This is a genomic window from Lacinutrix neustonica (assembly GCF_026625145.1).
In the GTDB taxonomy this organism is placed as follows: Bacteria; Bacteroidota; Bacteroidia; order Flavobacteriales; family Flavobacteriaceae; genus Lacinutrix; species Lacinutrix neustonica.
The window spans coordinates 2515681-2541371 of sequence record NZ_CP113088.1 but is presented as its reverse complement, the minus strand read 5'-3'; the positions used below and the strand labels follow the sequence as shown (position 1 = coordinate 2541371).

Annotated in this window: 27 protein-coding genes and 3 pseudogenes; 20 read left to right on the top strand and 10 right to left on the bottom strand. The window is 34.0% G+C overall.

All coding sequences use genetic code 11. The annotated features are described in order from the left end of the window. Positions 1–33 precede the first annotated feature (33 nt). The 3 genes from N7U66_RS13905 to hflX all read right to left on the bottom strand — a co-directional run bounded on the left by N7U66_RS13905 (position 34) and on the right by hflX (position 3680). The gene (locus N7U66_RS13905; protein ID WP_267675835.1) at positions 34–645 is read right to left on the bottom strand and encodes a penicillin-binding transpeptidase domain-containing protein; all 612 of its coding nucleotides are present in this window, start codon (positions 643–645) and stop codon (positions 34–36) included. Beyond that, positions 626–2254 (bottom strand): transglycosylase domain-containing protein, encoded by a 1629-nt coding sequence (locus N7U66_RS13900; protein WP_267675834.1) that lies wholly within the window; start codon positions 2252–2254, stop codon positions 626–628. Before N7U66_RS13900 ends, N7U66_RS13905 begins: the two co-directional genes overlap by 20 nt. 196 nt (positions 2255–2450) lie before the next feature. After that, a complete protein-coding gene (gene hflX / locus N7U66_RS13895) occupies positions 2451–3680 on the bottom strand; it encodes a GTPase HflX (protein ID WP_267675833.1) in 1230 nt (409 codons plus the stop codon). A 76-nt stretch (positions 3681–3756) separates the two neighbouring features. On the opposite strand from hflX, the gene N7U66_RS13890 reads away from it, so the two are divergent. The 3 genes from N7U66_RS13890 to N7U66_RS13880 are packed head-to-tail and all read left to right on the top strand — an operon-like array spanning position 3757 to position 4721. Next, entirely contained in the window at positions 3757–4119 is a 363-nt protein-coding gene (locus N7U66_RS13890) for an endonuclease/exonuclease/phosphatase family protein (RefSeq protein ID WP_267675832.1), read from the top strand. After that, positions 4058–4231: an endonuclease/exonuclease/phosphatase family protein gene (locus N7U66_RS13885; RefSeq protein ID WP_267675831.1), complete on the top strand. Its 174-nt coding sequence runs from the start codon at positions 4058–4060 to the stop codon at positions 4229–4231. Before N7U66_RS13890 ends, N7U66_RS13885 begins: the two co-directional genes overlap by 62 nt. Beyond that, positions 4215–4721, top strand: a complete 507-nt coding sequence (locus N7U66_RS13880; RefSeq protein ID WP_267675830.1) for an endonuclease/exonuclease/phosphatase family protein — start codon at positions 4215–4217, stop codon at positions 4719–4721. Before N7U66_RS13885 ends, N7U66_RS13880 begins: the two co-directional genes overlap by 17 nt. A gap of 142 nt (positions 4722–4863) precedes the next feature. On the opposite strand, the gene N7U66_RS13875 is transcribed toward N7U66_RS13880, so the two are convergent. Beyond that, on the bottom strand, positions 4864–4986 hold the full coding sequence (locus N7U66_RS13875; RefSeq protein ID WP_267675829.1) for a hypothetical protein: 123 nt from the start codon (positions 4984–4986) through the stop codon (positions 4864–4866). Positions 4987–4999: 13 nt separating this feature from the next. Between N7U66_RS13875 and N7U66_RS13870 the strand changes: the two genes are divergently transcribed. The 5 genes from N7U66_RS13870 (at position 5000) to N7U66_RS13850 (ending at position 8882) form a co-directional block, all read left to right on the top strand. Further along, positions 5000–5773, top strand: a complete 774-nt coding sequence (locus tag N7U66_RS13870) for a two-component regulator propeller domain-containing protein (RefSeq protein ID WP_267675828.1) — start codon at positions 5000–5002, stop codon at positions 5771–5773. Next, positions 5766–5957 (top strand): hypothetical protein, encoded by a 192-nt coding sequence (locus tag N7U66_RS13865; RefSeq protein WP_267675827.1) that lies wholly within the window; start codon positions 5766–5768, stop codon positions 5955–5957. The genes N7U66_RS13870 and N7U66_RS13865 overlap by 8 nt, the downstream gene beginning before the upstream one ends. Before the next feature lie 286 nt (positions 5958–6243). Next, entirely contained in the window at positions 6244–7056 is an 813-nt protein-coding gene (locus N7U66_RS13860) for a two-component regulator propeller domain-containing protein (protein WP_267675826.1), read from the top strand. Between the two features lie 16 nt (positions 7057–7072). Further along, positions 7073–8071: a histidine kinase gene (locus N7U66_RS13855; RefSeq protein WP_267675825.1), complete on the top strand. Its 999-nt coding sequence runs from the start codon at positions 7073–7075 to the stop codon at positions 8069–8071. A 49-nt stretch (positions 8072–8120) separates the two neighbouring features. Next, the gene (locus N7U66_RS13850) at positions 8121–8882 is read left to right on the top strand and encodes a LytR/AlgR family response regulator transcription factor (protein ID WP_267675824.1); all 762 of its coding nucleotides are present in this window, start codon (positions 8121–8123) and stop codon (positions 8880–8882) included. Between the two features lie 485 nt (positions 8883–9367). Here the strand turns inward: N7U66_RS13850 and N7U66_RS13845 are convergent, their stop codons facing one another. From N7U66_RS13845 to N7U66_RS13835, 3 genes and pseudogenes are all read right to left on the bottom strand, one after another. Next, positions 9368–11881, bottom strand: a complete 2514-nt coding sequence (locus N7U66_RS13845; RefSeq protein WP_267675823.1) for a TonB-dependent receptor — start codon at positions 11879–11881, stop codon at positions 9368–9370. Beyond that, positions 11865–12746: a FecR family protein gene (locus N7U66_RS13840; protein ID WP_267675822.1), complete on the bottom strand. Its 882-nt coding sequence runs from the start codon at positions 12744–12746 to the stop codon at positions 11865–11867. The genes N7U66_RS13845 and N7U66_RS13840 overlap by 17 nt, the downstream gene beginning before the upstream one ends. Positions 12747–12822: 76 nt before the next feature. Continuing rightward, positions 12823–13346, bottom strand: a pseudogene (locus N7U66_RS13835) (RNA polymerase sigma factor). Between the two features lie 99 nt (positions 13347–13445). Between N7U66_RS13835 and N7U66_RS13830 the strand changes: the two are divergent. From N7U66_RS13830 to N7U66_RS13815, 4 genes are all read left to right on the top strand, one after another. After that, entirely contained in the window at positions 13446–13637 is a 192-nt protein-coding gene (locus N7U66_RS13830; protein ID WP_267675821.1) for a hypothetical protein, read from the top strand. 79 nt (positions 13638–13716) lie between these two features. Further along, a complete protein-coding gene (locus N7U66_RS13825; RefSeq protein WP_267675820.1) occupies positions 13717–15126 on the top strand; it encodes a hypothetical protein in 1410 nt (469 codons plus the stop codon). Between the two features lie 30 nt (positions 15127–15156). Beyond that, positions 15157–15312: a hypothetical protein gene (locus tag N7U66_RS13820; protein ID WP_267675819.1), complete on the top strand. Its 156-nt coding sequence runs from the start codon at positions 15157–15159 to the stop codon at positions 15310–15312. Positions 15313–15320: 8 nt separating this feature from the next. Next, positions 15321–15641 carry a hypothetical protein gene (locus N7U66_RS13815; protein ID WP_267675818.1) on the top strand — a complete coding sequence of 107 codons (321 nt, stop codon included), beginning with the start codon at positions 15321–15323 and terminating at the stop codon, positions 15639–15641. 618 nt (positions 15642–16259) lie between these two features. Here N7U66_RS13815 and N7U66_RS13810 read toward each other — a convergent pair. Beyond that, on the bottom strand, positions 16260–16595 hold the full coding sequence (locus N7U66_RS13810) for a single-stranded DNA-binding protein (RefSeq protein ID WP_267675817.1): 336 nt from the start codon (positions 16593–16595) through the stop codon (positions 16260–16262). A 411-nt stretch (positions 16596–17006) separates the two neighbouring features. On the opposite strand from N7U66_RS13810, the gene N7U66_RS13805 reads away from it, so the two are divergent. From N7U66_RS13805 to N7U66_RS13775, 7 genes are all read left to right on the top strand, one after another. Further along, positions 17007–17585 (top strand): LytR/AlgR family response regulator transcription factor, encoded by a 579-nt coding sequence (locus N7U66_RS13805; protein WP_267675816.1) that lies wholly within the window; start codon positions 17007–17009, stop codon positions 17583–17585. Positions 17586–17795: 210 nt separating this feature from the next. Further along, positions 17796–17963, top strand: coding sequence for a hypothetical protein (locus N7U66_RS13800; protein ID WP_267675815.1), 168 nt, complete (start codon positions 17796–17798; stop codon positions 17961–17963). Positions 17964–18023: 60 nt separating this feature from the next. Then, positions 18024–18653 (top strand): hypothetical protein, encoded by a 630-nt coding sequence (locus N7U66_RS13795; RefSeq protein WP_267675814.1) that lies wholly within the window; start codon positions 18024–18026, stop codon positions 18651–18653. 109 nt (positions 18654–18762) lie between these two features. Further along, complete coding sequence (locus N7U66_RS13790) at positions 18763–19977, top strand: sensor histidine kinase (RefSeq protein WP_267675813.1); 1215 nt, start codon at positions 18763–18765, stop codon at positions 19975–19977. Continuing rightward, positions 19964–20629, top strand: coding sequence for a response regulator (locus tag N7U66_RS13785; protein WP_267675812.1), 666 nt, complete (start codon positions 19964–19966; stop codon positions 20627–20629). Before N7U66_RS13790 ends, N7U66_RS13785 begins: the two co-directional genes overlap by 14 nt. 524 nt (positions 20630–21153) lie before the next feature. After that, the gene (locus N7U66_RS13780) at positions 21154–21561 is read left to right on the top strand and encodes a DUF6265 family protein (protein WP_267675811.1); all 408 of its coding nucleotides are present in this window, start codon (positions 21154–21156) and stop codon (positions 21559–21561) included. A 98-nt stretch (positions 21562–21659) separates the two neighbouring features. Beyond that, positions 21660–21998: a hypothetical protein gene (locus N7U66_RS13775; protein ID WP_267675810.1), complete on the top strand. Its 339-nt coding sequence runs from the start codon at positions 21660–21662 to the stop codon at positions 21996–21998. A gap of 155 nt (positions 21999–22153) precedes the next feature. On the opposite strand, the pseudogene N7U66_RS13770 reads toward N7U66_RS13775, so the two are convergent. Continuing rightward, a pseudogene (locus tag N7U66_RS13770) lies at positions 22154–22625 on the bottom strand (CBS domain-containing protein). A gap of 143 nt (positions 22626–22768) precedes the next feature. Between N7U66_RS13770 and N7U66_RS13765 the strand changes: the two are divergent. Beyond that, a complete protein-coding gene (locus N7U66_RS13765; protein WP_267675809.1) occupies positions 22769–23332 on the top strand; it encodes a hypothetical protein in 564 nt (187 codons plus the stop codon). A 208-nt stretch (positions 23333–23540) separates the two neighbouring features. On the opposite strand, the pseudogene N7U66_RS13760 reads toward N7U66_RS13765, so the two are convergent. Then, a pseudogene (locus N7U66_RS13760) lies at positions 23541–25642 on the bottom strand (M13 family metallopeptidase). Between the last annotated feature and the right edge of the window lie 49 nt (positions 25643–25691).

Here is a 25691-nt window from a genome sequence, read left to right as displayed (position 1 = left end):
AGTGTTTTTATTATAAACACTCTGTTAAAGTATTTAGTCCTCCGCATCAAACTCTCGCGCTTTCTTCTTTTTACCAAACAAGCGTTTTAAAAAACCATCTCTTTTTTCGGTATTGCACTCCAGGTCTTCTACTACTTCAGCCGCTGGTTTTTCAAAACTCGCTTTGGTAATGGCATTATATTTGGCCTCTGCATTCAACATTTGGTAGAATTTTGCAAAAATGGGTAAGGCCGAATTGGCACCCTGCCCTATCCCTGTGGTTTTAAATCCAATACCGTAATTATCATTCCCTACCCAATGCACACTCACTAAATTAGGGGTAATGCCCACAAACCAACCGTCTTTATTATCTTGCGTCGTGCCTGTTTTACCGGCAATAGCATTTTTTAGATTGTAGCTGGTTCGCAATCCGGAAGCGGTACCCGTGTTCACTGTAGCTTGCATAAACTGTAAAAGCACTTGTCTAGTATAATCGGAATAGGCTTGATTATCTAAAGTTTCAGGCACAAAAGACAGGATTTCTTTGCCGTTTTTATCTTCAATTTTAGTAATGTAATAGGGCTTTACAGGTTTGCTTTTATTAACATAACTGGCGTAAGCGCCTGCAAGCTCTATCATATTGATCTCAGCAACCCCTAAAGCCAACGAAGGTTCTTCTCGGTAATGTTTTAGTGATGCCTAATTTCTTAGCTTGCGCGATTACTTTTGCAATGCCTACTTCGTCCAAAACTTTAACAGCAATGGTGTTTAATGATTCACTCAATGCTTTCTCAAGGTTGTAATTGAGATGTGGGTCTTCGACTTTGGTTCCCGAGTTTTCAGGGGTCCAATTCTTATAGTTGGAATAGGTTATCGCTTTTGGAGAGAAATATGTGCAGGGAGGCATGCCGTTTTCAATGGCTGCCGTGTACACAAACGGTTTAAAGGTGGAACCCACCTGTCGCTCACTCTGTGAGACATGATCATACTTAAAATAACGGTAATCTATACCGCCTATATAGGTTCTAATCGCGCCTGTTTGTGGTTCTATAGCAAGCATTCCCGTGTTTAGAAGCTTTAAGTAATGTTTTAAACTATCGATAGTGGAGACCTGTTTTTTTACGTTTCCCTCCCATTCAAACAACTCCACCTCATGCGCTACTGCTAAGGAATCTTCTATTTGATTCGCGTTCAAACCCATCGCTTTATATTTTTTATACTTGGGAAGCGCTTTTATAGCAGTGTTGATGAGTGCTTTATCATTTTCCCATGGCGCCTGTTTGCCATAAGAGGTTTCATACATTTTTTGAAGACTGCTTAGATGCGCTTTCATAGACGCTTCGGCATATTCCTGCATCTTGTAATCTAAAGTCGTGTGAATAATGAGTCCGTCTTTATACAGGTCATAGGACTCGCCATTGGGTTTTTTATAGTCCTTTAGAATAGAAACTAATTCCTTTTTTACCTGAGCTCTAAAATACGGGGCCGTCCCTAAGTCGTGATTAAAAGACTGATACTCCAAAATAACCGCTTGCGCTTTGGTCTCTTCAAATGTAGGGACATCTATATAGTCATATTTTAACATTTGATGCAGCACGACATCGCGTCGCTTCCGGCTATGTTCTATATTTCGTCCGGGGTTGTAATAATGATTCGCCTTTAAAGTACCTACCAGTGTGGCTGCTTCAGATAACGACAGTGTTGATGTGGGCTTATTAAAAAATTTCCGTGAAGCACTTTCAATCCCATAGGTATTATCCGGAAAGGGCACCGTGTTAAGATACAGTGTTAGAATTTCTTTTTTAGAATAAATGGCCTCTAAGCGTTTGGCTACAATTGCTTCTTTAAATTTATTAATGACAGTTCCAAATAAGAGATGGTGTTGCCTTCCATATAAATTTTTAGCCAATTGCAAGGTAATCGTACTGCCGCCGCCTGAAGATTGGTCTTGAAAAAGAATCGTTTTAAAAAAAACACGCAGTAAACTCTTATTATCTACGCCATGATGTTCGTAAAAACGCACATCTTCAGTCGCGATGAGTGCGCTAGTAAGGTGTTCAGGGAAATCGGTATAGGCCAAAGGCTGTCTGTCGTAAATATAATATTTACCAATTAATTTGCCCTCTTTATCCAGTACCTGAGTCGCCTCGGCTTGTTTTAAATGACTCAGCTCATTGGATGTTGGAAGTTTGCCAAACACACCAAAATAGATACTTAGACAAAAACCAATGACAAAAAACACGGTTACAGCAGCTGCTAAAAGCGACCATTTCACCCATTTTTTCTTTAGATATACTGTGAGCTTTTGCTTAATCATGATAGCCATAACGAGAAATACACAAGATTATTAGGATTTAAATACATAGCAATCGCATTATAAGTGCTTTTTGCATTCTAGGCTAGAAAAACGTGTAACCCCCAACTTGAGGAAGTTTCAAAAGGAAGTCAGTTAGGCTATTACTTAAATGCGTTTATTCTTCTTCTCCCATAGCCTCATAATTATAATCGGGATATAAAAAATTATTGTAAGGAAAACGGGTGACGTGAATATCACGAACCTCATCATAGATCCGCTTTTTAAAATCTTCTAGGTTCTTGTTATTTAATGCTGAAATAAAAAGCGCATTGTCTGCACCCACTCTATTCATCCAAGTCTTTTTCCATTCTGCCAAGCTATAATGCTCTTCCGTACGTTCGGCAATTAAATCGGTATCATCAAAAGGCTTCGCTTGGTAGGCGTCAATTTTATTAAACACCATAATAGTGGGTTTATCGCTACTTCCAATTTCGCCTAAAATTTTATTCACAGACTCTATGTGCTCTTCAAAATTGGGATGAGAAATATCTACGACATGTAATAATAAATCGGCCTCACGGACCTCATCTAATGTGCTTTTAAAACTATCTACTAGCTGCGTTGGCAGTTTACGTATAAAACCTACCGTATCACTTAATAAAAATGGGAGGTTTTGTATCACGACCTTTCTTACCGTGGTATCTAAGGTAGCAAAAAGTTTGTTTTCGGCAAATACTTCGCTTTTGCTTATGGTGTTCATTAATGTAGATTTACCAACATTGGTATAACCTACTAAAGCGACACGCACCATTTGACCGCGATTACCGCGCTGCACAGACATTTGCTTGTCTATGGTTTTAATTTTGTTTTTAAGCAAAGTAATACGATCACGCACAATACGTCTATCGGTTTCTATTTCGGTTTCACCAGGTCCTCGCATACCAATTCCCCCTTTACGGCGTTCCAAGTGTGTCCACATCCCTCTTAAGCGGGGCAACAAATATTCACATTGCGCTAATTCTACTTGGGTTCCGGCATAGCTGGTTTGCGCGCGTTGTGCAAAAATGTCTAAAATAAGATTGGTTCGGTCGAGAACTTTACACTCTAATATTTTACTAATATTTCGCTCTTGCGACGCTGATAATTCATCATCAAAAATTGCTGTACCTATATCATTTTCTTCAATGTATTTACGTACATCCTCCATCTTACCAGTACCTATATAAGTTTTAGGGTTTGGCATCTCCATTTTCTGAGTGAACCGTTTCTTCACCTCTCCTCCTGCTGTAAAAGTTAAAAACTCTAACTCGTCTAAGTATTCTTTAGATTTTTCTTCGTCCTGATCTTTAGTAACTACGCCTATTAAAACCGCTTTCTCAAGATCTATATCTTTTTTTTCTAGCATAATATTGTTTAAAGAACAAAGTTACGCAATTGAAAGCAGATTAAATTTCCTATTTTTAACTCAATAAATTGAAAATTTGAAACTAAACTTCTTTAAAAAAAAAGACATTAGCCACACGATAGCATTCTATAATATTGAAAACCTTTTCGATATTTACAGTGATGAATTAACGCGCGATGCTGATTTTATACCCACAGCCGAGAAACGCTGGACGGTTAAACGTTATCAAAATAAACTTAGAAAAATAGGCTATGTTATTGCGAACATTGGTAAAAAAGACACTCTAAAGCACCCTGTAATTGTAGGCTTAGCCGAAGTAGAAAATGAAGCGGTCCTAAAAGATTTAATCACCTCTAAACATCTTGAGGGTTTAAATTATGATTTTGTACATTATAATTCACCGAGACGAACGTGGTATAGATGTCGCGTTACTGTATGATACCACCGTTTTTAAAGTCGCTTATTCCAAATCCTATGCCTTGGAATTGATTGATGACTTTGGTGTTGTCGATTTAACCGAGAGACATCTTATTAGTGAGTGGCTTATTTGAAGGTTTAGAACTCCATTGTATAGTAAACCATTGGCCATCGAGACGAACGGGTGATGTAGAAACGGAACATAAACGCATGAGAGCCTCTGAAAGGGTCACCGAAATTATTTCAGAATTAAAAGCAAAAGACCAAGACGCTAAAATAATTGTTATGGGAGACTTTAATGATGATCCGTCTAGCAACAGTATTAACGCTTTGGAACAAAGTCATGGTTTATATAACCCTATGAGTACTTTGCTATCACAAGACAGAGGAACCACGAGTCACAATCAGCAATGGAATTTGTTCGACCAGTTTTTAGTAACTCCTAATTTTTTTGAACGCAAAAAGAACACATTACGTTATGTAGACACCAATATTTTTGACGCCGATTTTTTAAAGGAATTTGACGGCAAATATAAAGGAAGCCCCTATAGAACCTATGTAGGCAAACGCTATAAAGGAGGTTACAGCGACCATTTTCCAGTGTATTTAATTTTAAAAAAATAAAAATAGCATTAACTTTCGCTTAACACTAAATGAGATCGTACATTGCTAATTACCAACAGGCTAGTTATCAACAGGCTATTTTATACTTTTCCCTAAAAGAAAAACCACTTATTAGTGCTGCCGACCAATTATTACATGGTCTTTAGGCTTTAATATTATTCTTTATATATTTAATATCAAAACCAACCAACAAACCATTGCTTAACCCAACATTAAATAAAGTCTCTCCATCTGTGATTAAGAGCGCTCTTTTTTCGTTTTTCATCTTTCAACTGTTATTGGGTTATAGTCAAGACTACGACATTAGTACCATTAAGGTCAATAATAATAATTTTAGTGTTTACCTTCAGAAAAAACTATACCTAGATGACGACGGCTTTCTATGGTATTCCACGAAAGATGGGGTTGTTAAAGAAATGGGCAATGGTAGATCGTTCTTTTTTGAATATGCCTTTGATAAAGAAAAACACCATCAGGTCTTAACGACATCAAAACTTTATAAATCTAGTAAAGACCAACTTTGGGCGTCCACAGGGAAGGGCCTTAATTGTTTAGATTTGAAAACGGGAAAATCAAAATGGATAGAATTAAACTACCCCGGAACAACCCTTAATGTCGTTTTTACAGATATTGTTGAAGATGCCTTAGGAAACATTTGGTTGGGTACCGATAAAAATTTCATTTACCGTTTGACTCCAAATGGCAATATGCTTCACTATAAACTAGAAGCTAGTAAATTCCCTGCAACCGACGCTAATAGAGATCAAAAAGGGAATATGGAACTCTTGACCATACCAGAAGACAACTCCATTGTTATTCATCAAAGCAACCAATGGTTTCAATTTAAAAATGAACAAGCAACAGTTTTAAATAGTAAAGAAAATGCATCAAGCATTTTAGTCCCTAACGGTTCTATATTTAATTCCAACTCATCGGGTTTCTATAGCTACAACGGTAAAACTTATAATTACACGTACCTGAAAGAGATAAACAGACAAGTTTTAAATATCCCTTTTAATAAAAGCCAGTACATTCCGAGAAAAAGTGAGTGAAAACTTTTATTATGCGCTCAACTTTATTGCCATTGATAATAAACAGCTGTTAGGTTTTAAAATGACAAAAACCAGTAATGGCTATGAATTAAAATTGAAAGATGCAATTCCTTTTAAACACACCATTACGAATGTGGTTTATGATCCAGAAGGCCACTACGGTTACATACTGAAGATGGATTAAAAAAAATTAGGTATAACGATATTGGGTTTAAAAAGCACATTGATTACAAAAACATTAGCTGTAGAGGCTTTACAGAAAATTCAGAAGGCGCCATTTACGTGTTTACTTATCAAGGGCTTTTTACAAAAAACAAAGGGTCAAAAAATTTTGAACCCATTGATGTCAATCTAATCAAGGACTTAAAAACGTATGACTATATAAAAAACAACTCTTATAATTTCTTCAACCGAATGACAACGTATTTTGGTTCTATGGTTTTCATGATTCTTTAATCGCTTTCAATATTGTGGATGGTACTTTTGAAACCCATTCTTTTCCATTGCCAAAGGTATCTATTGTAGATGCACAACTGATAGGTGATGATATTCTCATGCTAGCCACCTCTGTAGGCTTGTATGCGTTTAACTTGAATACCAAACGGTTCACAAATGAAAGCAAGTTGAATGCCGAAGTGGATTTAAACAATCAACCCATTAAATGCATCACCCTGTCAAAAGACAAACATACGTTGTGGATTGGAACCTCAGGTAAAAACGCCCTTATTAAGCAAGATTTAAAAGCAAAACAAACAACAGTCTTCAACACATCGTCGAAATTGATTCCCTTAATAGATAATGATGTGAAGATTATTTACGAAGATTATACTAATAATATATGGATTGGAACTACTAATGGTTTACAATATGTCAACCCCAAAACGCTTTTAACCACACCTTTTAATTCGTTAAATGGGTTTTCTAACGGAAACATTGCTGGTATTTTAGAAGGTAAGGATAATATTTGGGTGAGCACGTTTGATGGCTTAGTGAAAGTAGATAAAAAAACGCAGGCGGTGCAAACCTACTATGAGATTGATGGCTTAACGCATAATGAATTCAATGCAAAGTCCTACTTTAAATCCAGTGACAATTTATTTTATTTTGGTGGATTAAATGGGGTTACCAGCTTTAACCCTAGCGACATTGCTACTAAAAGCAAAAGTTACAAGATTGTATTAACAGATTATCAACTCTATAATGAGGCCTTGGAAAAAAACGTTTCAGTTAAAACTTTATTAGACGAAGGCCGAGACGATAAAAGCGTTCACGATACCGTATGAACAAAATTACCTGACATTGAATTTTAGTATTAACGATCTGTTTAACGCTGAAAACAATGTGTATCAATATCGTATTAAAGAACTTTCTGAAGACTGGATTAACTTAGGGAATTATTCTAAGTTGGATCTACGAGGCATGAAACCGGGAAAATACAATCCGGAAGTTCAGGGGTTTTCTTCTAACGGAAACCCAACGAATACATTAGAATACAGCATTCATATTAAACAAATATTTTATAAAGAATTATGGTTTGTTGGATTGAATATCCTTCTGATTTTCGGTTTTATTTCCGTTAGAAACCACAGACGAAGAAGGCGATTAAAAAGAGAGTTTGAACTTAAAGGGAAAATTCAAGCTTTAGAATCTAAAGCCATGCGTGCACAAATGAATCCTCATTTTATTTTTAACACGTTAAATGGCATGCAAAGCGTGATGATTTTAAAAGGAGAACGCGCCGCAAACAAATATTTTACTGCCTTTTCAAGACTACTGCGTCTTACTTTAGACATGAGTAATAATGAGTATGTGTTGTTGCAAAAAGAAATTTTATACTTAAAATCTTATTTAGAACTCGAGAATTTGAGGCTAGACAATAAAATTAATATTCAATTTAATATTGATCCCGATTTGGATATTGATAATAAAAGCATTCCATGTATGTTATTTCAACCTATAATAGAAAACGCTATCATTCATGGCTTATCGCCTAAAAAAGAAGATTTAAACCTTACAATTAACTTTAAAAAGCACAAAAGCAGTTTATTAGCAGAGGTTATAGATAATGGGATTGGAAGAAGACTCGCAATGGAAATGAGCGAAAAGTCTAGAGGCAATCATAAATCATGGGCAACACACATTATGAAAGAGCGTATTAGTATAAGCAATAGCATTCATAGTGAAAAGATTACTTGGGCAATAATAGATTTACATGATGAAAGTCAAAATGCACAAGGCACAAAGGTGGTCATGTGTATCCCTTTAAAAGAAAATATTGGCGCTGAAAAATCAGAATAATTTTTCGTACCTTAGTATTATCCAGTAAGTCTCCCATAAACTTAACGCAATGAATCAGGTAACCGCCATCGTAATAGACGACGAAACAAACAATTTAGACTTATTAGTTCATTTTATTAATCAATATTGCCCTCAGTTAAAAGTAGTTGGCAAAGCCATTACTAAAGACGAGGGTGTTGCACTTATAAATAAACTACAACCACAATTGCTTTTTTTAGACATAATGCTAGATGAGGGCACGGGGTTCGACTTGCTTGAAGAAGTCACCTTTACGGAGACTAAGGTTATTTTTGTCACCGCTTTTGATGAATTCGCCATAAAGGCTTTTAAATACAATGCCGTTGATTATCTTCTCAAACCAATAGAAATCGATCAACTTATAGTCGCTGTAAATAAAGCGTGCGATGCTGTTGCTAATAATAAATTCACTGAGACGCAACAAATTCAAAACCTTTACAAAACAGTTACCAATAACAAATTACCCATTAATTTAATTGCGATCCCTTCTACAGAGAAAATAGATTTTGTTAAAGTGGACGATATCATTTATATAAAATCTGAAGGGCGTTACTCTATTTTTAATCTTGTTAATAATAAGCAAATTGTAGCCACTAAAAATCTCGGGGAATACGAAACAATGCTGGACGGTAACACATTCTTTAGAATCCACAACAGCTATCTTATTAACCTCACCAAAGTGACGAGTATTAATAAAGCAGGTGGCAACTACTGTGTTATGGAAAACTCAGAACAACTACCTATTGCTAAACGCAGACAGGATCGATTACATCGCTTTCTAAAAATTAAATAACACACTCATTAACAGTCTTTTATAATCGATAATTACGCGATGACTTCCGTTTATTTCAATAAACTACCACTTGTAACAGCCCTCTTTTAATAATCGAAGTAACCAGTTACCTTTATCCTCGCTAAGATAGTTTTCATTTTTTAGTTGATTAGTTAAACGGTTGCAGAATAGTAAAGAAACCCTTAATCTATAGTATTCTAAAGATTGTAAATCCACAAAGAGGCCTCAATAGGCCTCTTTTTTTATGCCTGTTATAACATACAACGTTGTAGTGCTCCATCTATTACACCAAAACCTCCACCTATTACACGCAACCTCTTTACCTCATAAATCCCTCCTATCTTTGTTTTAGAAATGAGCTGGTTACTCATTTTTGGTTTAGTTAGTATAAAATTCTTCCATAAGAATTTTTACTGATAAATTGATTAATAGCGGAAAAAGGCTCACTTAGGTGAGCCTTTTTTATTTCATCTAAAGTTTATTAATTAAAAATGAACACGTATAACAGCATTTGGTGTTATATCCAAAGATTGTTGACTATTTTCATTTACAGTACTGCCATTTATACGGTAAAATGTATTGATCTCATTTTCTTTATCAAGGACATTCCAAATAGAGACACCAGCATTAATTTTTACTTTATTATTATACTTAAAGTCATAAACAGCAGAAATATCTGCCCGCAAATAGTCTTTAAGGTTTGCCTTATTTGTTGTGTCAAAATTTACTTCACCATCAACAATTTGGTTATCTTCGGTAGGTTTTGTTATTGATTTTCCTGTATGCCAATTTAATCCTGTTGATATTTTTAATTTATTTGAAATATAGTTTGCTCCAAAAGTTATGGCATGTGCAATGTTATAATTACTGGGAAATGAGTTTTCTTCCAAACTCGGGAATCTATAGTTATTATCCATATAGGAGTAGCTTAACCATGTATTAAAATTAGAGATGTTTTTTCTTAATAGCACATCTAATCCAGTAACCTGGTAACTTCCGTTAGCTTTGACAAATTCATATTGATTTTGAAATCCTTGACTTTGAGTAGTAATCCCTTCAACATTTTTATAGTAGCCTTCTGCACTTAATAACCATCCCTTTCTACTAAAACTAATACCTGTTGACATTTGTTTACTTCTAATAATTGGAATACTGGTATTGTTAGAGAGTTGCCATCTTCGCTTTTCTATTCCTAAAAAATCATTTTGAAAATTAATAATCTGAGACGTATTCTGATGTTTGAACTCTCCTAAAACATCGAAAGTAAAGTGTTCTAAAAATTTCTGACTAAAGCTCAATCTCGGTTCATAAATCTGTTTTTTAAACTTATCGATATAATTAAATCTCAGTCCCAAATTGAAGCTCGTATTATTATTTCGTGATTTATAGCCTATTTGAGAAAAAAGAGCATGTGTTCTTAACACTTCAGAGACCAATAGTCTAATAATTGGAGTGTCTACATCGTCCAGATTAGTGACTCCGGTTTCTACAAAATGGTACCCGCTTAAAAGATGCAATCCCTCTTTTAATAAGTAATCTGTTTGTAATTTAATACTCGTTTCAGACACCTTGTTTTCTTGTAAAAAACGCTGAGAATCTAATAAATTAGCATTGATTGCTTTAAGCTTGTAATCTGTCTCATAAACTTGAAAGGTCGTTTGCAATTTATCACTCCACCTGCGATTATAATATAAACCTCCAGCAATACTGTTTTGAGTCAAACGACTTTCGCGCGAACTTTCAACGGCATTTATAGTCGCATTTTCATCAAATACCAACTGATTTGATACTGTTATGAAATTAACACGTAATTCATCATTGTCGGTAATTTTATAAAGCCACCTTAGAGAGGTGTCATAGAAATCAAAAGCTTTGTCTGAATTTGTAATGCTTCTCATATTCGTTTCCACTTCGGTATCTTGTGAAATTCTATCAAAATACTTAGTATAGGTTGGAGTTTGAACAAAATTACTTATAGATTTTCTTGCCGCTAGTTGTAAAGATGATTTGTTTCCAATGGGAGCATCTACAAATGCATTCGCATCTATTAAGTTTACACCAATATTTCCTTTAAATTTTGTGTTAATATTCTGCTCGGTTTGCATGTTAATGGTTCCTGAAACACCATCTGTGTAAGCAACATTACTTCCGTTTTTTAGTAGTGATACTTTCTGTGTTATTTCCGGATTGTACATTGAGATTAATCCAAAAAAATGTCCGGATTGATACATTTTAATATTGTCCCAAAGTATTAAATTTCGGTCGTGACTCCCGCCTCTAATGTTAATATTAGACACCGTTTCGTCTACACTTATAATACCGGGAAAGGATTGCACAGATTGTAGCACATCATTATCAATCAAACCCGGTAATATGTCAAATTTAGAAAAGTCAATTTCGAAAGAACCATTACTAATCTTATTTATCCCTTTTGTAATGAAATTTGAAATAATAACCTCTGACAAAAATTGAGATGTTGCACGTAAATAAATGGAACCACAATCATTTTTCATAAATTGGTTGTATGTCCTGGCAAGCATTTTATAACCCAAATGACGGATTGTTATATCTTCAAATTCATTAGATATGGTTAATTGAAAAAAACCGTTTTCGTCAGTAACTGTAGAACTTTTACCATTCTGTATTGTGACTAAAGATAGTGGCATTAGGTTTTCTTTATCTCTAATATAACCGCAGAGCACTATACCTTTTTTTGGTTTTACCAATACAAAACCGGTATCGATTAGTGTAAAATGTAATGGTGTTTGTGCTTCTAAATAGGCTAAGCTTTGTGCGAGTGTGTTTTGGTTTGATGGTGGCATCAGGAAGATGTCTTTTACAACATCTTCTGCATAGTTAAATTGAACATTGTGTTGTTTTTGAAGTGTTTTAATAACCTTTAAAAGTGATTCTTCTTTTTCTCTGTTCTGACTAAATACTATAACAGAGCTTAAAAAAAATACGCCAATAAAAATTAGTATTCTACCGTTTTTGCCCATTAATTATGACTTGATTAGATGATTTTAATTCATAGGTCATATTCATTGGTTGTGTTATAGAAATAAGGGCATTATTTAAATTGTTATGGGTAAATCCTCCTGTAAATAATCGCTTTGTATTCACGTCTTTAAAGCGTACTTGAATGTTGTATTGCCTTTCTAGTTCTGCAACAACTTCTTTTATTGGCATAGCATTAAAAATACTATTGTTATTAGTCCATTCGGGCACCACTGCATTTATTTTATCACTTGTAAATTTACCTTCAAACATGCTGTAAGTATCTCCTGCTATTAATTGTCTTGTAATCGTGTCTGAAGTTACTTTAACAACACCTTCAAAACATTGAACCTCAAAATAATTGTCACGTTGTTTAACATTAAACGCTGTACCAACTACTGTTACTTTTCCTTGAGAAGTGATTACATCGAAGGTTTTTCCTTTTGCTACTTTAAAATAGGCTTCTCCATCTAATTTTAAAGCTCTACTGTCTTTCCAGTTTTTTTCGCTGTAATCAATTGAAGACATCGCATTTAAAACAACCTGAGATTGATCTGGCAATTCAATAGTGGTTTTTTGGCTAGCTAAAGTTTGCACATATACATTATTATTAAAAAAGAAAGAAAAATAAATACCAAATGCGATAACAACGACACTTGCTATTCTTAATAGCGGTGTTATCCAGTTCAACTTTTTAACGGTTGTATTTTGTGTATTATATTGTGCCTTAAACGTTTCAAAGTCATCAATATTAGAAAACTGTGATGCTTTAAATCGTTTTGCTGTGTCTAAAATCTCTTGATTTAATGCGTAATCATCCAGTTGCCTGAATACTTTTTCTTCAGCTTCAGTCAAGTCATTATTCAACCATTTTTCCGAAGTAATTCTTTATCCATAGTAACTTTACTTTATTATATAACAACTTTAGCTTTTAAACTCCTGATTATTTTATTTTAAATCCTTCAAGCTCTTTTTTTAGAATATTAAATGCTGTATAAATTCTATACTCGACAACTTTTGTAGTGACCCCTAATAAATCTGCAATTTCGCTGTGTTTTTTCCCTTCAACTTTATTTAATAAAAAAGCAACGCGTTGCTCTTCTTTTAAATTGGCAAGTACTTTATTATAACGCTCTAAAAATTGTTCCTTCTCTAAGATAAACTCAGGCGTTTCGTTGGTATATTCCTTACGATTTATTTTTTGATGTTTTAAAACTACTTTTTGATGTTTAATCTCATTAAGCATCATATTATTTGCCACAGTAAACAAAAAAGATTTTGCTTTGCTTAACGTTACCTTTTTACAATTATCCCGAGTTTAATAAAAGCATCTTGCGCTTTATCATTAGGATTATATTGCTCACCATATTTGTAATATAAAAAATCGTGTAAGGTTTTAGAATATTTATCATAAATACGCTTAAAAACTAATTCTTCGCATATATCATCATTAAGGTCTTTTTGCAAAATCAAATATTTAGTTGTCTAAAGTTATGTAAAAAAATCAATAAATTTTTCAGGGATTTTAAAAAGTAAATTGTTGTATTAGTAAAAGCAACCGTTTATATGAATTTAACTGATTATAATAAAGACGAATTAAATCAATTGGTTTTTAATCTAAAAGAATATGAGATTGATCAGTGCCGAATAAAATTAATTCATTTGACGAAAAGTTTAAAGGAACAACCTAATCAAAAAATAGCATCCATACAATTAAAAAGTGTGTTAGAACGATTAGACTATTTATTATTCTTATAAAAAATATTTTTTTTCAGGAATTATTAATAACAAGTTGTTCTATTACTATAGAGGAAATAAATAACAAAAAAATAAAATCATGAAATCTACTCGAAAAATTTTAACCACATTAATTCTTTTTTCATTTGTATCCTTCAATGCTTGCAGAACAGAAGAAATAGAAGTTATTAATCCACCACAAGAGCAAACCTTAGTGGCTAATTCAACTGTTGCAACACTTATGCAACGTACTGCGACCAATGATGGTTCTAATGACAATATTATAGATAATTCTAACTGTTTTAACGTGCAATTGCCAGTAACGGTTTTTGTAAATGGCTTGGAAATTACTGTTGACTCAACATCCAATTTTGATACGATAGAAGCTATTTTTGACGAGCTAGATGATGATGATGATACTATTGTAATACAATTTCCAATCACAATAATTTTGGCCGATTTTACTGAAGTTGTGATTAATAATAGTTCAGAATTTGATGATTTCTCAGATGATTGTAATGATGAAAACGAAGAGGATGATGACATAGAATGTTTAGATTTTCAGTATCCAATTACGGCTTCAATTTATAACGCTAATAATGAATTAATAGAAACTATAACTATTAATAACGACAATGAGCTTTATAATTTTATAGATGATATAGACGAAGAGGACGTTGTTACTATACAATTCCCAATAACAGTTATTTTATCTGATGGCACCACACTTACAGTAAATAATTTAAATGAATTAGAAAATACGATTGACACCTTTGAAGATGACTGTGATGAAGATGATGACTATGATTATGATGACGACGATTGTAACAATTGTACTGATTCTCAACTGACAGCTATTTTAACTGATTGCTCAAATTGGACCGTTGATAAATTAGAACGGGATGACAATGATCTTGAAGATATTTATAACGGTTACTTATTTAATTTCTTAACAGATGGTTCTATAACTGTTACGTCGTCTGGTACAAATTTTACAGGCACCTGGTCTGCCTCGGGAACAGGAAATGCAATAGCAGTAACTGTTAATGTCACCGGATTAATCGATTTTAATGACATCCGGAACCTACACGAAATAGACGAGGAAATTGGAGAAGTGAAGTTCGACTTAAGGCTTGGTGATGACCGATTACGTTTTGAGAGCGATTGCAATTCTAGCGGTGGCGGCACCCTTACCAGCACACTGTCAGATGGCTTATGGATAGTTAGCTCATATACAGATGATGGTGTTGACGAAACTACAGATTATAATGGTTACCAATTAAATTTTGATAGTAACGGAACAGTGGTTGCAGCCAATAGCACAACTATTAATGGGACCTGGGCGGTACAAAACGCTGGAAACGAACTGCTATTAAATTTTGGAACTTCAATCCCGTTTGATGAGTTTAATGATGATTGGGGCGTTGTATCTGCAACAACTACGCAAGTCATTGTTCAGGATATTAGTGGCGGCGGTGGCACAGATGTCTTAACGCTTCAAAAATTATAAAACCTAAATTAATAACAAATACTTAAAATTATGAAAAATAGACTTTTTTACGGGATACTCATGCTGCTTAACTTTTCATTAATGTCTTCATCGTGTTCATCTGATGACGATGATGGAAGCCCTAATGACAATAGCGCGGAAATTCAGCAAGTAATAACGACTGCTCAATCGGCACTTGGAGAATAACTAGTTATGTGGATTCCGGACAAGATGAAACTACAGATTTTAATAACTACAATTTCACTTTTAATACTAACGGCACTTTAGACGCTAGCAATGGTACTAATAGTATTAGTGGAACCTGGTCTGTAACCAACGATAGCAATAGTACAGATGATAGTAGTAATAGCAATGACATAGACTTTAATATCTCATTTCCTGTACCAGAGACTAATGTATTTGAAGATTTAAATGATGATTGGGATATTGTTAGCCATACAGATACCGTTATAAGCCTTATTGATATTAGTGGAGGTAATGGCGGAACAGATACTTTAGTATTTCAAAAAAACTAACAAAAATAATTTCTTATTTTGGAACCCCTTAATGTACCGAGATATTTGATTAATAGCGGAAAAAGGCTCACTTAGGTGAGCCTTTTTTATTAGGCATTATTTTAAGTAAATAGATATAATTGATGCCTTTCCAATAGAGAATAGCCAACAGAAACCATAATGAAACTTAAATTTTGATTATGGTTTGAGAATACAAGTCAAATTATGATTTCCCGCACTTAACAAACATTGTTCATAGGCGCATAGAATTGCTTCACAAATACCCTTATTTTAAATCATCCAATGAAAATTATACACTAAAAATATAAAGAATGACACTTTTAATAATTTCATTATATTTCAAGCCCATTTGTAGGATAATCAGCTAGATAAAAAATATATTTTAAATATATTGAACGTACTACCGTTTCCCATCTATTTCCAAAAGCCCTACAGCTATTACACGTATCTCTTTTAAAAGGCCCCTAGCGTTTATCTTTGTCAACGAGATGCGCTGATTGCGCCTCTTTAATCAGTTAATATTAAATTCTTCCCTGAGAATGTATATTAACAAATTGATTAATAGCAGAAAAGGCTCACTTTTGTGAGCCTTTTTAATTTTTATTTATGGAATAGCATTTATTTACTACCTAACAACAATAGTTCACTACAAACTACTTCTGTTGTATATCGCTTCATCCCATCTTTATCTTCCCATGAGCGCGTGTTTAACTTGCCTTCTATAGCAATCTCTTTGCCTTTGACGACATACTTTTCTATAATTTCTGCTGTTTTGCCAAAAGCTACGATTCTGTGCCACTGGGTACCTGTTACTTTTTCTCCGCTAGCAGTTTTGTAGCTGTCATTTGTAGCAATGGAAAATTTAGCTAACATTTTTCCTGATTCTAAATTGATAATTTCCGGATCTTGCCCTAGGTTACCAATCAACTGTACTTTGTTTTTAAGCGTGTTCATAATTTTCAAATTTTAATGCCGCCTTTGTTGGCAGACAGGTTAAACAGTTAATGACATCGAGTTCTTATGTTTCGACATGGCAAAGATGTGAAGGGTTCCAAATACTAATCGGTAAACACGCATTTAATGTCGATTGTATTCGTTTGTAAGCGTTTACAAACGAATAGCCCCTTAAAAAAAGGGAAACACCTTAGCTATTGTAAGGGACTCTCGTAAACACTATCTCATTATTAATCCTAACTTTATGACATTAAAAAAAACAATTTTGAACAGTTATTATATCATTGATAATTCTAATAAATTATTTAGTAGTATAAATAACGTATTAGAAGATTTTCCAGTATTTAACGCTATTGGCCATTCCTCATGCTACAATGATGCGATGAATACTATTTTAAAAAGAAAGCCGATTTGGTTTTTTTAAATGTTGATAACGTATTAGATAATGCCTTTCATTTTGTAAATGAGCTTAAAACTTATGCCGAGATTCTGCGGGACTTTGTTGCTGTATCAGCAACTAAAGAAAAAGCTTACGAAGCCTTAAAGCATGATTTTTTGGATTATCTCACATTGCCTTTAGCAGAATTAGACCTTAGAAAACTCGCTTTAAAATTTAAAAAAAAACGTTCCAATACGCTTAACAGAACCCTGTGTTTAAAATCCTATCAAGATTATAGATACTTAAATACCGATGAAATTGTTTTTCTTAAAGCCGATAATAACACCACCGATTTCTATATCAATGATGGCACCGTTATAAGTGCTTACAAAACCCTAAAAACATTTGAGGAGGTGATGCCAAAAAATTTTTTTAGAATTCATAAAAGTTATATAGTCAACCAAAATTACGTTTGTAGAATAAATTATAGTAAATCAAAATGTACGGTAGACCAAACGCCTCACAAAATTCCGTTTACTAAAACCTATATTGATAATATAGATTTTATTAAAAACTCCTTATCCGATTTATTTATTTCAAGCTCAAATTAACTTTCCCTATCTAGATTAGGTCATACACTAATAGACCATGGTCTTTCACTAAAGCATGCATAAAATAGTGCTGTACCCCACGACAACCTCTTAATTTAGCGGTGTAAGAAGCTTCTACATTTATTTAGTTGAGACCAAAAATCTCAATTTCCCTTAAGGTTACACCCTTTTTTAGGTGGTGACCACATGTATAATCTAAAACTAACACTTATGAAGATTGCAACAAAATTATTAGCATTAACTTTTTTTACATCATTTATATTCTCTTGTTCAGTAGAAGACATCAACGCAGATGAATCCGCTAACACGACAGAAGCTATTTATGCCACTGGAGGCGAAAGCTCTGCAGAACCAGATAATGACAGAGGTGGTGATTAATAAAACCCATTTATATTTAAAAAAGCCTTAAATTTATATTTAAGGCTTTTTTTGTTTATTATGGCCAATTTAACACATATCTGTTTGAACTTTAAAATACAATCGTCTGTTACCTATATCCTATTAATCGCTATAATGTTATTGATTTGTTTCAGTTGTAATGATAAAGGTCCTAAATTACAAAATAGCAATACTGCTTTATTGAAATCAGCTTATGACCACCTCAAATCAGGAGACTCTTTGCTTTTTAAAACGGCTAACAAAAAAGCCCTCCAATCTTCCGTGCGTTTAAGAGACACCTCTGGTATTGCAGAAACCGACTGGAATTATGCACATTATTATGCAGAAAATGAAATCTACGACTCGGCATACTATTATTATTATAAATCCTTTAAAGCGTATGAATCTGTAAATGACCATTACCACACAGGTAAAATGTTATATAACATGGCCTTCATACAAAGTAGATTTAACGATTATAGAGAAAGTGAAGAAAAACTCTTCCAGGCCATTACAAAGTTAAAACCTTTACAAAAAAACACCTCTCTATACCGATGTTATAACTTGTTAGGCTCCATTTATATGGATATAGAAGATTATGATAACTCCATAAATTTTCACAACATTTCTTTAGAGTACTTAAAAAAAGTCGATCAGAAAAAGACCTTTAGGTCGCGGCACCTTAAATGATTTAGCGTTAACGTATCAAAAACAAGAACGCTATAGCGAAGCTATCGCTGCTTTAGAACTGGCTTTACAGACAGACAGCCTTTTTTACAAAAACAAAAAACTATATGCTATGGTTTTAGATAATTTAGGTCATACTAAATTAATAAATAAGGACACCGCTAATGTGAAATCCAACCTTATAAAAGCCTTAAAGATAAGAACAGCTATTGAAGATAACTCCGGAATAATAGTAAACAAGCTGCATTTAGCAAATTATTATGTTGCTTTAAAAGATACAACAACCGCCATAGATTACGCTAAACAGGCCAATACTCTAGCGACCCGTATTAAAAATACTCGAGACATTTTATCCTCTTTACTGATTCTCTCAAAAATTGACAAAAACAATACCAACCTACACTTTAATAAATACTTGGCACTAAACAATGATTTGGAAACCAATGAGCGCCAAATAAAAAACACCTTTGCCCGTATTCGTTTTGAAACAGATGAATATATAGAAAAAACAAAACGCCTAACACTTAAAAACACTATACTCATAATTTCAGCTTTTGCGTTTATCGCCATTCTATCGCTCCTGTATTTTCTCAAGCTCCAACGTGCAAAAAACAAACAATTAATACTTGAAGCCCAGCAACAACAGGCTAATGAAGACATTTACAAACTCATGCTCAACCAACAAACAAAATTAGAAGAGGGCAGAATAAAGGAGCGCAACCGGATTTCTGAAGAGCTTCACGATGGTGTTTTAGGTAAAATATTTGGTACGCGCATGGGTTTAGGATTTCTCAATATTCAAGGGGACGCCGAAATGAAAAAGAAACACCTTTCTTATATTGATGAGTTGCAAGACATTGAAAAAGAAATTAGAACCATTTCACATGACCTTAAAAATGAAGTTTTATTAAAAAAACAAGAATATTCCGAACTCCTAAAGACCTTAATTAAAACACAAAGTGACATTAGTAACTTTACCTTTATTCTAGAGAATAATGCTACTAATTATTTAAATGAAACCACAGATACGATTAAAATTAATTTTTACCGCATTGTCCAGGAATCTCTTTTAAATATTACAAAACATGCTCATGCTAATGCTGTACATATTTATATTAATTTTGACAACGGTATTATTAATTGTACCATTCAAGATGACGGGGTTGGATTTAAAAGTAAAAAAGTCAATAAAGGCATTGGGCTGTCTAATATTGCCTCAAGGGTAGAAGTGCTTAACGGCAAATATTCTATTGAATCCAGTCGTGCTAAAGGAACAAAATTAACTATATTAATACCTTTTAAGACGAAAACACATGAAAGCCATTAATATTCTTATAATAGATGATCACCCAATAATTGCTGATGCCTACAAAAGTGCTCTGACGAAAATAACCCAGGAGGATGACACTTTTCAATTTTCAATTTCTGAAGCAAATACCATTGATAAAGCACTCCTTGAACTATCAAAAAAAACACCTTTCAACCTCATTTTTTTAGATATAAAACTCCCCAAATCTAAGGACAACCGCTTTCTGTCCGGTGAAGATTTGGGTTTAGAAATAAGACGTGTTTCTCCAACATCTAAAATTATTGTAGCCACGACCTATAATGATAATTATAGATTAAACAACATTCTAAAAAGTATCAATCCAGATGGCTTTATAATTAAAAATGACATCACGCCAAATGAATTAGTCAATGCTATTGAGACGGTATTAGATAAACCACCGTATTATAGTAAAACGGTTTTACAATTGTTACGTAAACAGTTTGCTAATAACTTTAATTTAGATAAAATAGACCGACAAATACTTTTTGAATTATCTAAAGGCACCAAGATGGTAGACATGCCCAATAAAATTCCTATGTCTATTGGCGGTATTGAACGCAGAAAGCGTCAGTTAAAAGAACTCTTTGGCATCGTTAAAGAAGAAGACAAAATTCTAGTCCAAATGGCTATTGAAAAAGGTTTTGTATAAGACAAACTGATTGCCTTACAAACTGTAAGGGTTTCCCCTTACACATCCTAAGGACAAACCTTACTCCACTTCCAATACAATACTGTAAATTGCGCTTAATTAAAATCATAAATATTACAGATTGTATCTGAAAAGTTATGATCTATTTAAAAGCTTAAAATATCAAACTAACATAAGATAACTTGTCTTGGGAGAAACACTTTATCTTGTTAGTCAATAGTTATGATCTATTTAATAGCTTAACATATCTAACTAACAAACGATGACTTGTCTTGGGAGAAACACTTTATCTTGTTAGTTAGATTTTTTTTGTTTAGCATCCACCTATCACCTTCAATTAAATTACTTTTACCATTACAAAATTCTTTAAAAGTTTAGTATATTAGGTTCACAACTTCAATGTAACGTAATGGAACGAGTACTAATCTTTTTAACGCTTCTCTTTTTCTTTAACAGTAAAGCACAAACCAATACACTAAAATTTCCGAGAAAATGCAACCAGTCCACAAGCCACATTAAGTGAGGTGTCTTGGATTGCTGGTCACTGGAAAGGTGAGGCTTTTGGAGGAGTCACTGAAGAAATATGGGGGCCACCCTCCGGAAAATCCATGCTGTTTTCTTTTAAATTAGTAAAAGATGAAGACGTTGTGTTTTACGAGGTCGGTGGCATAAGAGAAATAAACAACACACTCATCTTTCAACTAAAACATTTTGGAAAAGACTTTAGAGGTTGGGAACAAAAAGACGAAACCATAGATGCTAAATTGATAAAAATTGAAGGGAATCGTGCGTATTTTGATCAGTTTACTTTTGAAAAAATAAATGATAACGAGCTAAACATCTATGTAGTTATTGAAGAAAACGGCAAAAGCGAAGAAGTTACCTTTAACTATATCAAACAAGAATGCCCTTTGGCCAAAACTCAGGAATAACAATGAGCTATCACGCGTCTAAGCGTATTTATTTTTATAAAGGAAACCCCTTGCATTTCATTGGAAACGCTATTAAAATTCTAATATATGGATAAAACATGCCCGAATGTGGTGAAAAAATTGTTGGCCGAATAGATAAAAAATTCTGTAGCGATGGCTGCAGAAATGCCCATAATAATAAAATTAATAAAGACGGTAAAAATCTCATCCGCAATATTAATAACCGATTGCGTAAAAACTGGCGTATTTTAGAACGCCTGAATCCCGATCAAAAAACAAAAACGACCAAAACAAAATTGTTGGCACAAGGGTTCGACTTCAACTATTTTACAAGTATCTATACTACCAAAGCGGGCACCATCTATTATTTTGTATACGATCAAGGCTACTTGCCTTTGGAAGGTGACTTTTTTGCATTGGTAAAGCGCGCATCTTAATAGAATAAGACCAAACTACACCTCATTTACTAATCCTTGATTAACTAGTAAGGGTTTATACAGCAGCAGTAATATTATTTGCTTTACGATTATTTAGCATTGAAACCATTGTTTGTGTCAATTAGCAAAAACTCCGAGACAATAAAAACAGCCTATTATTTCCAGTGTTGCTGCTTTAACTGCATGGCTGCTATAAGGATGTCTTTTTGACTGATTTGACCAATCAATTTCCCGTCTTTAACAATAGGAAAACGTCTGCGTTTAGATTCTAAAAACTGCTTAGCCGCATCAAACACATTAAGATTACCATCAATCGTTTCAACATTAGTAACCATATGCTTTTTAATCGTATTATCATCTAATGGCATGTTGTAGTACCGACTATCACTAATTTGTTTGATACAATCCCCTTCAGAAATAATACCTATCAATTCATTTTTGTCGTTAACAACTGGACCTCCGAGAAATACGGTATCTAATTAATATATCGATAACATCTTCCACCGATTGATTAGCTTTAAACGTAATTAAATCAGTAGACATAAAATCACACACTTTAAAGTTCGCTTGCGTTGTATTTTGCTGCTGTGTCACCTTTCGTGCACCTTGAAAACTTTTTATGCCCATAATTTGATGTTTTAAGAGTGATAATAAAGTTACTTATTTTTAATGAGTTATCCTAAAAATAAACTAGCAACACGTTTATTAGCATTGTTTTAAGATAATACGTGGATAATTTTTATAGTTTTGACATACTTAAAATTTTAAAAATGAAAAATATCCTTTATGTATGCGCTTTAACTTTTAGCATGGGCGTTTCGGCTCAAAGTAACACTGAATTAGTGAAACATTTCGAAGCCTATTACAAGCAAATGAGAACGCAAGGGGACACTCAAGGTGTTATTAACGCGATAACTCATCTCAATATTTTAAAGCCTTTAGAAGCCGAAAAAGACACCTTAGCTTATATTTATTTAAACGAAGGACAATTCAATCAGGCATTAAATACCATTGGGTTTGAGCAAAAAGTGAACGACTCAGACATTGCTTTAGAAGTTAAAGCAGTCGCTTTAAAATCGTTAGAACAGATAGAACTGGCACTGCCGTTTTATCAAACCATTTACAATAAAACAAAAAACCCTGTAGTCGCATACGAAATTGCAGAAATCTTCTTGCAACTCAATAAATTAGTGGAAGCCAAGCAGTATATCGCTTTTGGTTTAGATAACGCCACTGAAAAACAGGGAAAGGCATTCTACGAAACACAACAACCCTATCAAGTGCCTTTAAAAGCCGCCTTCCTTTATCTCGGATGCCTTGTTGAAGTTCAATGAAAATAAGACCACAAATATTGATGCAGCAATACTCATCTTAGATAAGGCTTTAGCCATTGAGCCCAAATTTAATATGGCCACTGTTACAAAAAACGCATTAATTGCACAAAAAACTCCGAAAAAAACAAAAAATTAATTCCAGTACTCAATAAATAAAAAATGCTTCCTGGTACAGGAAGCATTTTTTGTTTATACTATAATAGTTCTATTACCATATTCTTACCCGGTTTTCCGGAGCAATGTACATGTTATCCCCTTCCTTAATATCGAAGGCTTCATAAAACGCATCTACATTTAAAAGTGGTTGAACCGCTCTATTCATTCCTGGCGAATGTGGATCTGTTTTAATTCTTGTTTTTAAAGCGTCATCCCGCATTTTTATTCGCCACACCGTAGCCCAACTCATAAAGAAACGTTGCTCCGGAGTAAAACCATCTATAAGTTACGGCCTACCATTTTCTTTAAAACTCATCTGCAATGCGTCATAAGCGGCTAAAACACCCCCTAAATCACCAATATTTTCTCCTAAAGTGAATTTCCCATTAATATTAACCTCCGGCAATACTTCTATTGCAGAATATTGGTCTGCCAATGCTAGTCCTAAATCTTCAAATTGTTTTTTATCTTCATCGGTCCACCAATTATTAAGGTTTCCATCTTTATCATACTTGGCCCCGTAATCATCAAAACTATGAGAAATTTCATGACCAATTACGGCTCCAATACCCCCATAATTTACAGCATCATCTGCCGTATAATTATAAAAAGGAGGCTGTAAAATAGCTGCAGGAAATACAATCTCATTGAATGCAGGATTAAAATAAGCATTCACCACTTGAGGTGCCATAAACCATTCTGTCTTATCTACCGGCTTACCTAGTTTGTCCAGATCCTTTTTAAAATTCCAAGCCGTTGTATTTAATGAGTTTTGAAGGTATGAACCACCATCTTCTACACTTTTAATTTCCAAATCCGAATAATCTTTCCATTGATCTGGGTAGGCGATTTTTATTGTCGTCGCTCTTAATTTTTCGATGGCTTTATTTTTTGTTGCTTCGCTCATCCAATCGAGCTTATTAATCCTAGCCTCAAATGCTAAAATGACATTTTTGATCATTTTTTCGGCTTTCACTTTTGCTTCCGGCGGAAATTTTCTATCCACATATAACTTACCTAAAGCTTCACCAATAGTACCATTCAAACTCCCTAGAGCACGTTCGTCTCCGGCGCGTTGTTTTTTAGCACCATTTAATTCTTTATCATAGAAATCCCAGTTCGCATTGTCTAATTCTGTTGTTAATAGTCCTGCAGCACCATTAAACGCGTTCCAACGCAAATAAGCCTTCCAGTCATCAACATTTTTTTCTGATAACACTTCTTGTAAGCGCTTAAAGTAGCCTAAATCACCAACAATCACCGTATCTATTGTTTTAACTCCAATTCCATTAAAGAAGTTTTTCCAATCTACTGCTGGTACCATTTTTTGTAAATCGTCTATAGATCTTGGGTTGTACCTATTGTCCGGGTTCCGACGTTCAACTTTGTCCATTTTTGCTTCTGCTAAACGTGTTTCGAAAGCCAAAATTTGTTGCGCTTCTTCTGCTGCTCGAGTTTCACTGTCACCCAAATACTGTAACATTCTAGTAATATGTGTGACATATTTAGCTCTTTTTTCTTTGGAGTCTGCATCGTCTTTAACATAATAATCACGGTCTCGGTAAACCTAAACTACCTCCACCAACATAGGCCACATTACGATTGCTATCCTTTGGATCTGCACCCACACCAAAACCATATAATCCACCACCGCCTTTAGGCTCCATTTCAATCATATAAGCTTGTAAATCACTACTATTCTTTATCGCTTCAATTTGAGTTAAGTAGGGTTTTAGGGGTTTTATCCCTTGTGCGTCGCGACCAACAGTATCCATTATTGTTTGATAATAATGAACCGCCTTTTCCTGATCCGATCCTGGAATAACCGAAATAGTTTCCATGTCTTTATTAGTATTCATCGCGGCTTTTAAAATCGCTAAAGCATCGTTGTCTGTCTTCTCTCTTAACTCTGCAAAGCTTCCCCAACTGGTTCTATCGTCTCGGAATTTCGTTGTTTTCCAACCATCTTCCATTAACATATCCAAAAAAGTCTTCGTTAGGTTTTATTTCCGGATTCATAAAATCCACGTTAATACCTGGGACTTCTTCAATCATGACCATCTCCTTTTTTTCTTCTTCTTTTTCTTTACAAGCTAAGGTACTAACTAATGCTAAAGCGCATAAAAAAGACCATTTACTAAAATTTGTTCTCATTACTTTTGGTTTTATTTTATTGGTTTTAAGCCTGTAAGTTACAGAGATA

What these genes read in the sequence shown, in the direction of transcription:
- N7U66_RS13795 (WP_267675814.1), top strand. Translation starts at nt 18,024, where the DNA reads ATGGCCAATTTAACACATATCTGTTTGAACTTTAAAATACAATCGTCT.
- N7U66_RS13875 (WP_267675829.1), bottom strand. Translation starts at nt 4,986, where the DNA reads ATGAAAAACGAAAAAAGAGCGCTCTTAATCACAGATGGAGAGACTTTA.
- N7U66_RS13765 (WP_267675809.1), top strand. Translation starts at nt 22,769, where the DNA reads ATGAAAAATATCCTTTATGTATGCGCTTTAACTTTTAGCATGGGCGTT.
- N7U66_RS13845 (WP_267675823.1), bottom strand. Translation starts at nt 11,881, where the DNA reads ATGGGCAAAAACGGTAGAATACTAATTTTTATTGGCGTATTTTTTTTA.
- N7U66_RS13775 (WP_267675810.1), top strand. Translation starts at nt 21,660, where the DNA reads ATGCCCGAATGTGGTGAAAAAATTGTTGGCCGAATAGATAAAAAATTC.
- N7U66_RS13785 (WP_267675812.1), top strand. Translation starts at nt 19,964, where the DNA reads ATGAAAGCCATTAATATTCTTATAATAGATGATCACCCAATAATTGCT.
- N7U66_RS13810 (WP_267675817.1), bottom strand. Translation starts at nt 16,595, where the DNA reads ATGAACACGCTTAAAAACAAAGTACAGTTGATTGGTAACCTAGGGCAA.
- N7U66_RS13820 (WP_267675819.1), top strand. Translation starts at nt 15,157, where the DNA reads ATGAAAAATAGACTTTTTTACGGGATACTCATGCTGCTTAACTTTTCA.
- N7U66_RS13825 (WP_267675820.1), top strand. Translation starts at nt 13,717, where the DNA reads ATGAAATCTACTCGAAAAATTTTAACCACATTAATTCTTTTTTCATTT.
- N7U66_RS13885 (WP_267675831.1), top strand. Translation starts at nt 4,058, where the DNA reads ATGATTTTGTACATTATAATTCACCGAGACGAACGTGGTATAGATGTC.
- hflX (WP_267675833.1), bottom strand. Translation starts at nt 3,680, where the DNA reads ATGCTAGAAAAAAAAGATATAGATCTTGAGAAAGCGGTTTTAATAGGC.
- N7U66_RS13790 (WP_267675813.1), top strand. Translation starts at nt 18,763, where the DNA reads ATGGTTTTAGATAATTTAGGTCATACTAAATTAATAAATAAGGACACC.
- N7U66_RS13850 (WP_267675824.1), top strand. Translation starts at nt 8,121, where the DNA reads ATGAATCAGGTAACCGCCATCGTAATAGACGACGAAACAAACAATTTA.
- N7U66_RS13830 (WP_267675821.1), top strand. Translation starts at nt 13,446, where the DNA reads ATGAATTTAACTGATTATAATAAAGACGAATTAAATCAATTGGTTTTT.
- N7U66_RS13800 (WP_267675815.1), top strand. Translation starts at nt 17,796, where the DNA reads ATGAAGATTGCAACAAAATTATTAGCATTAACTTTTTTTACATCATTT.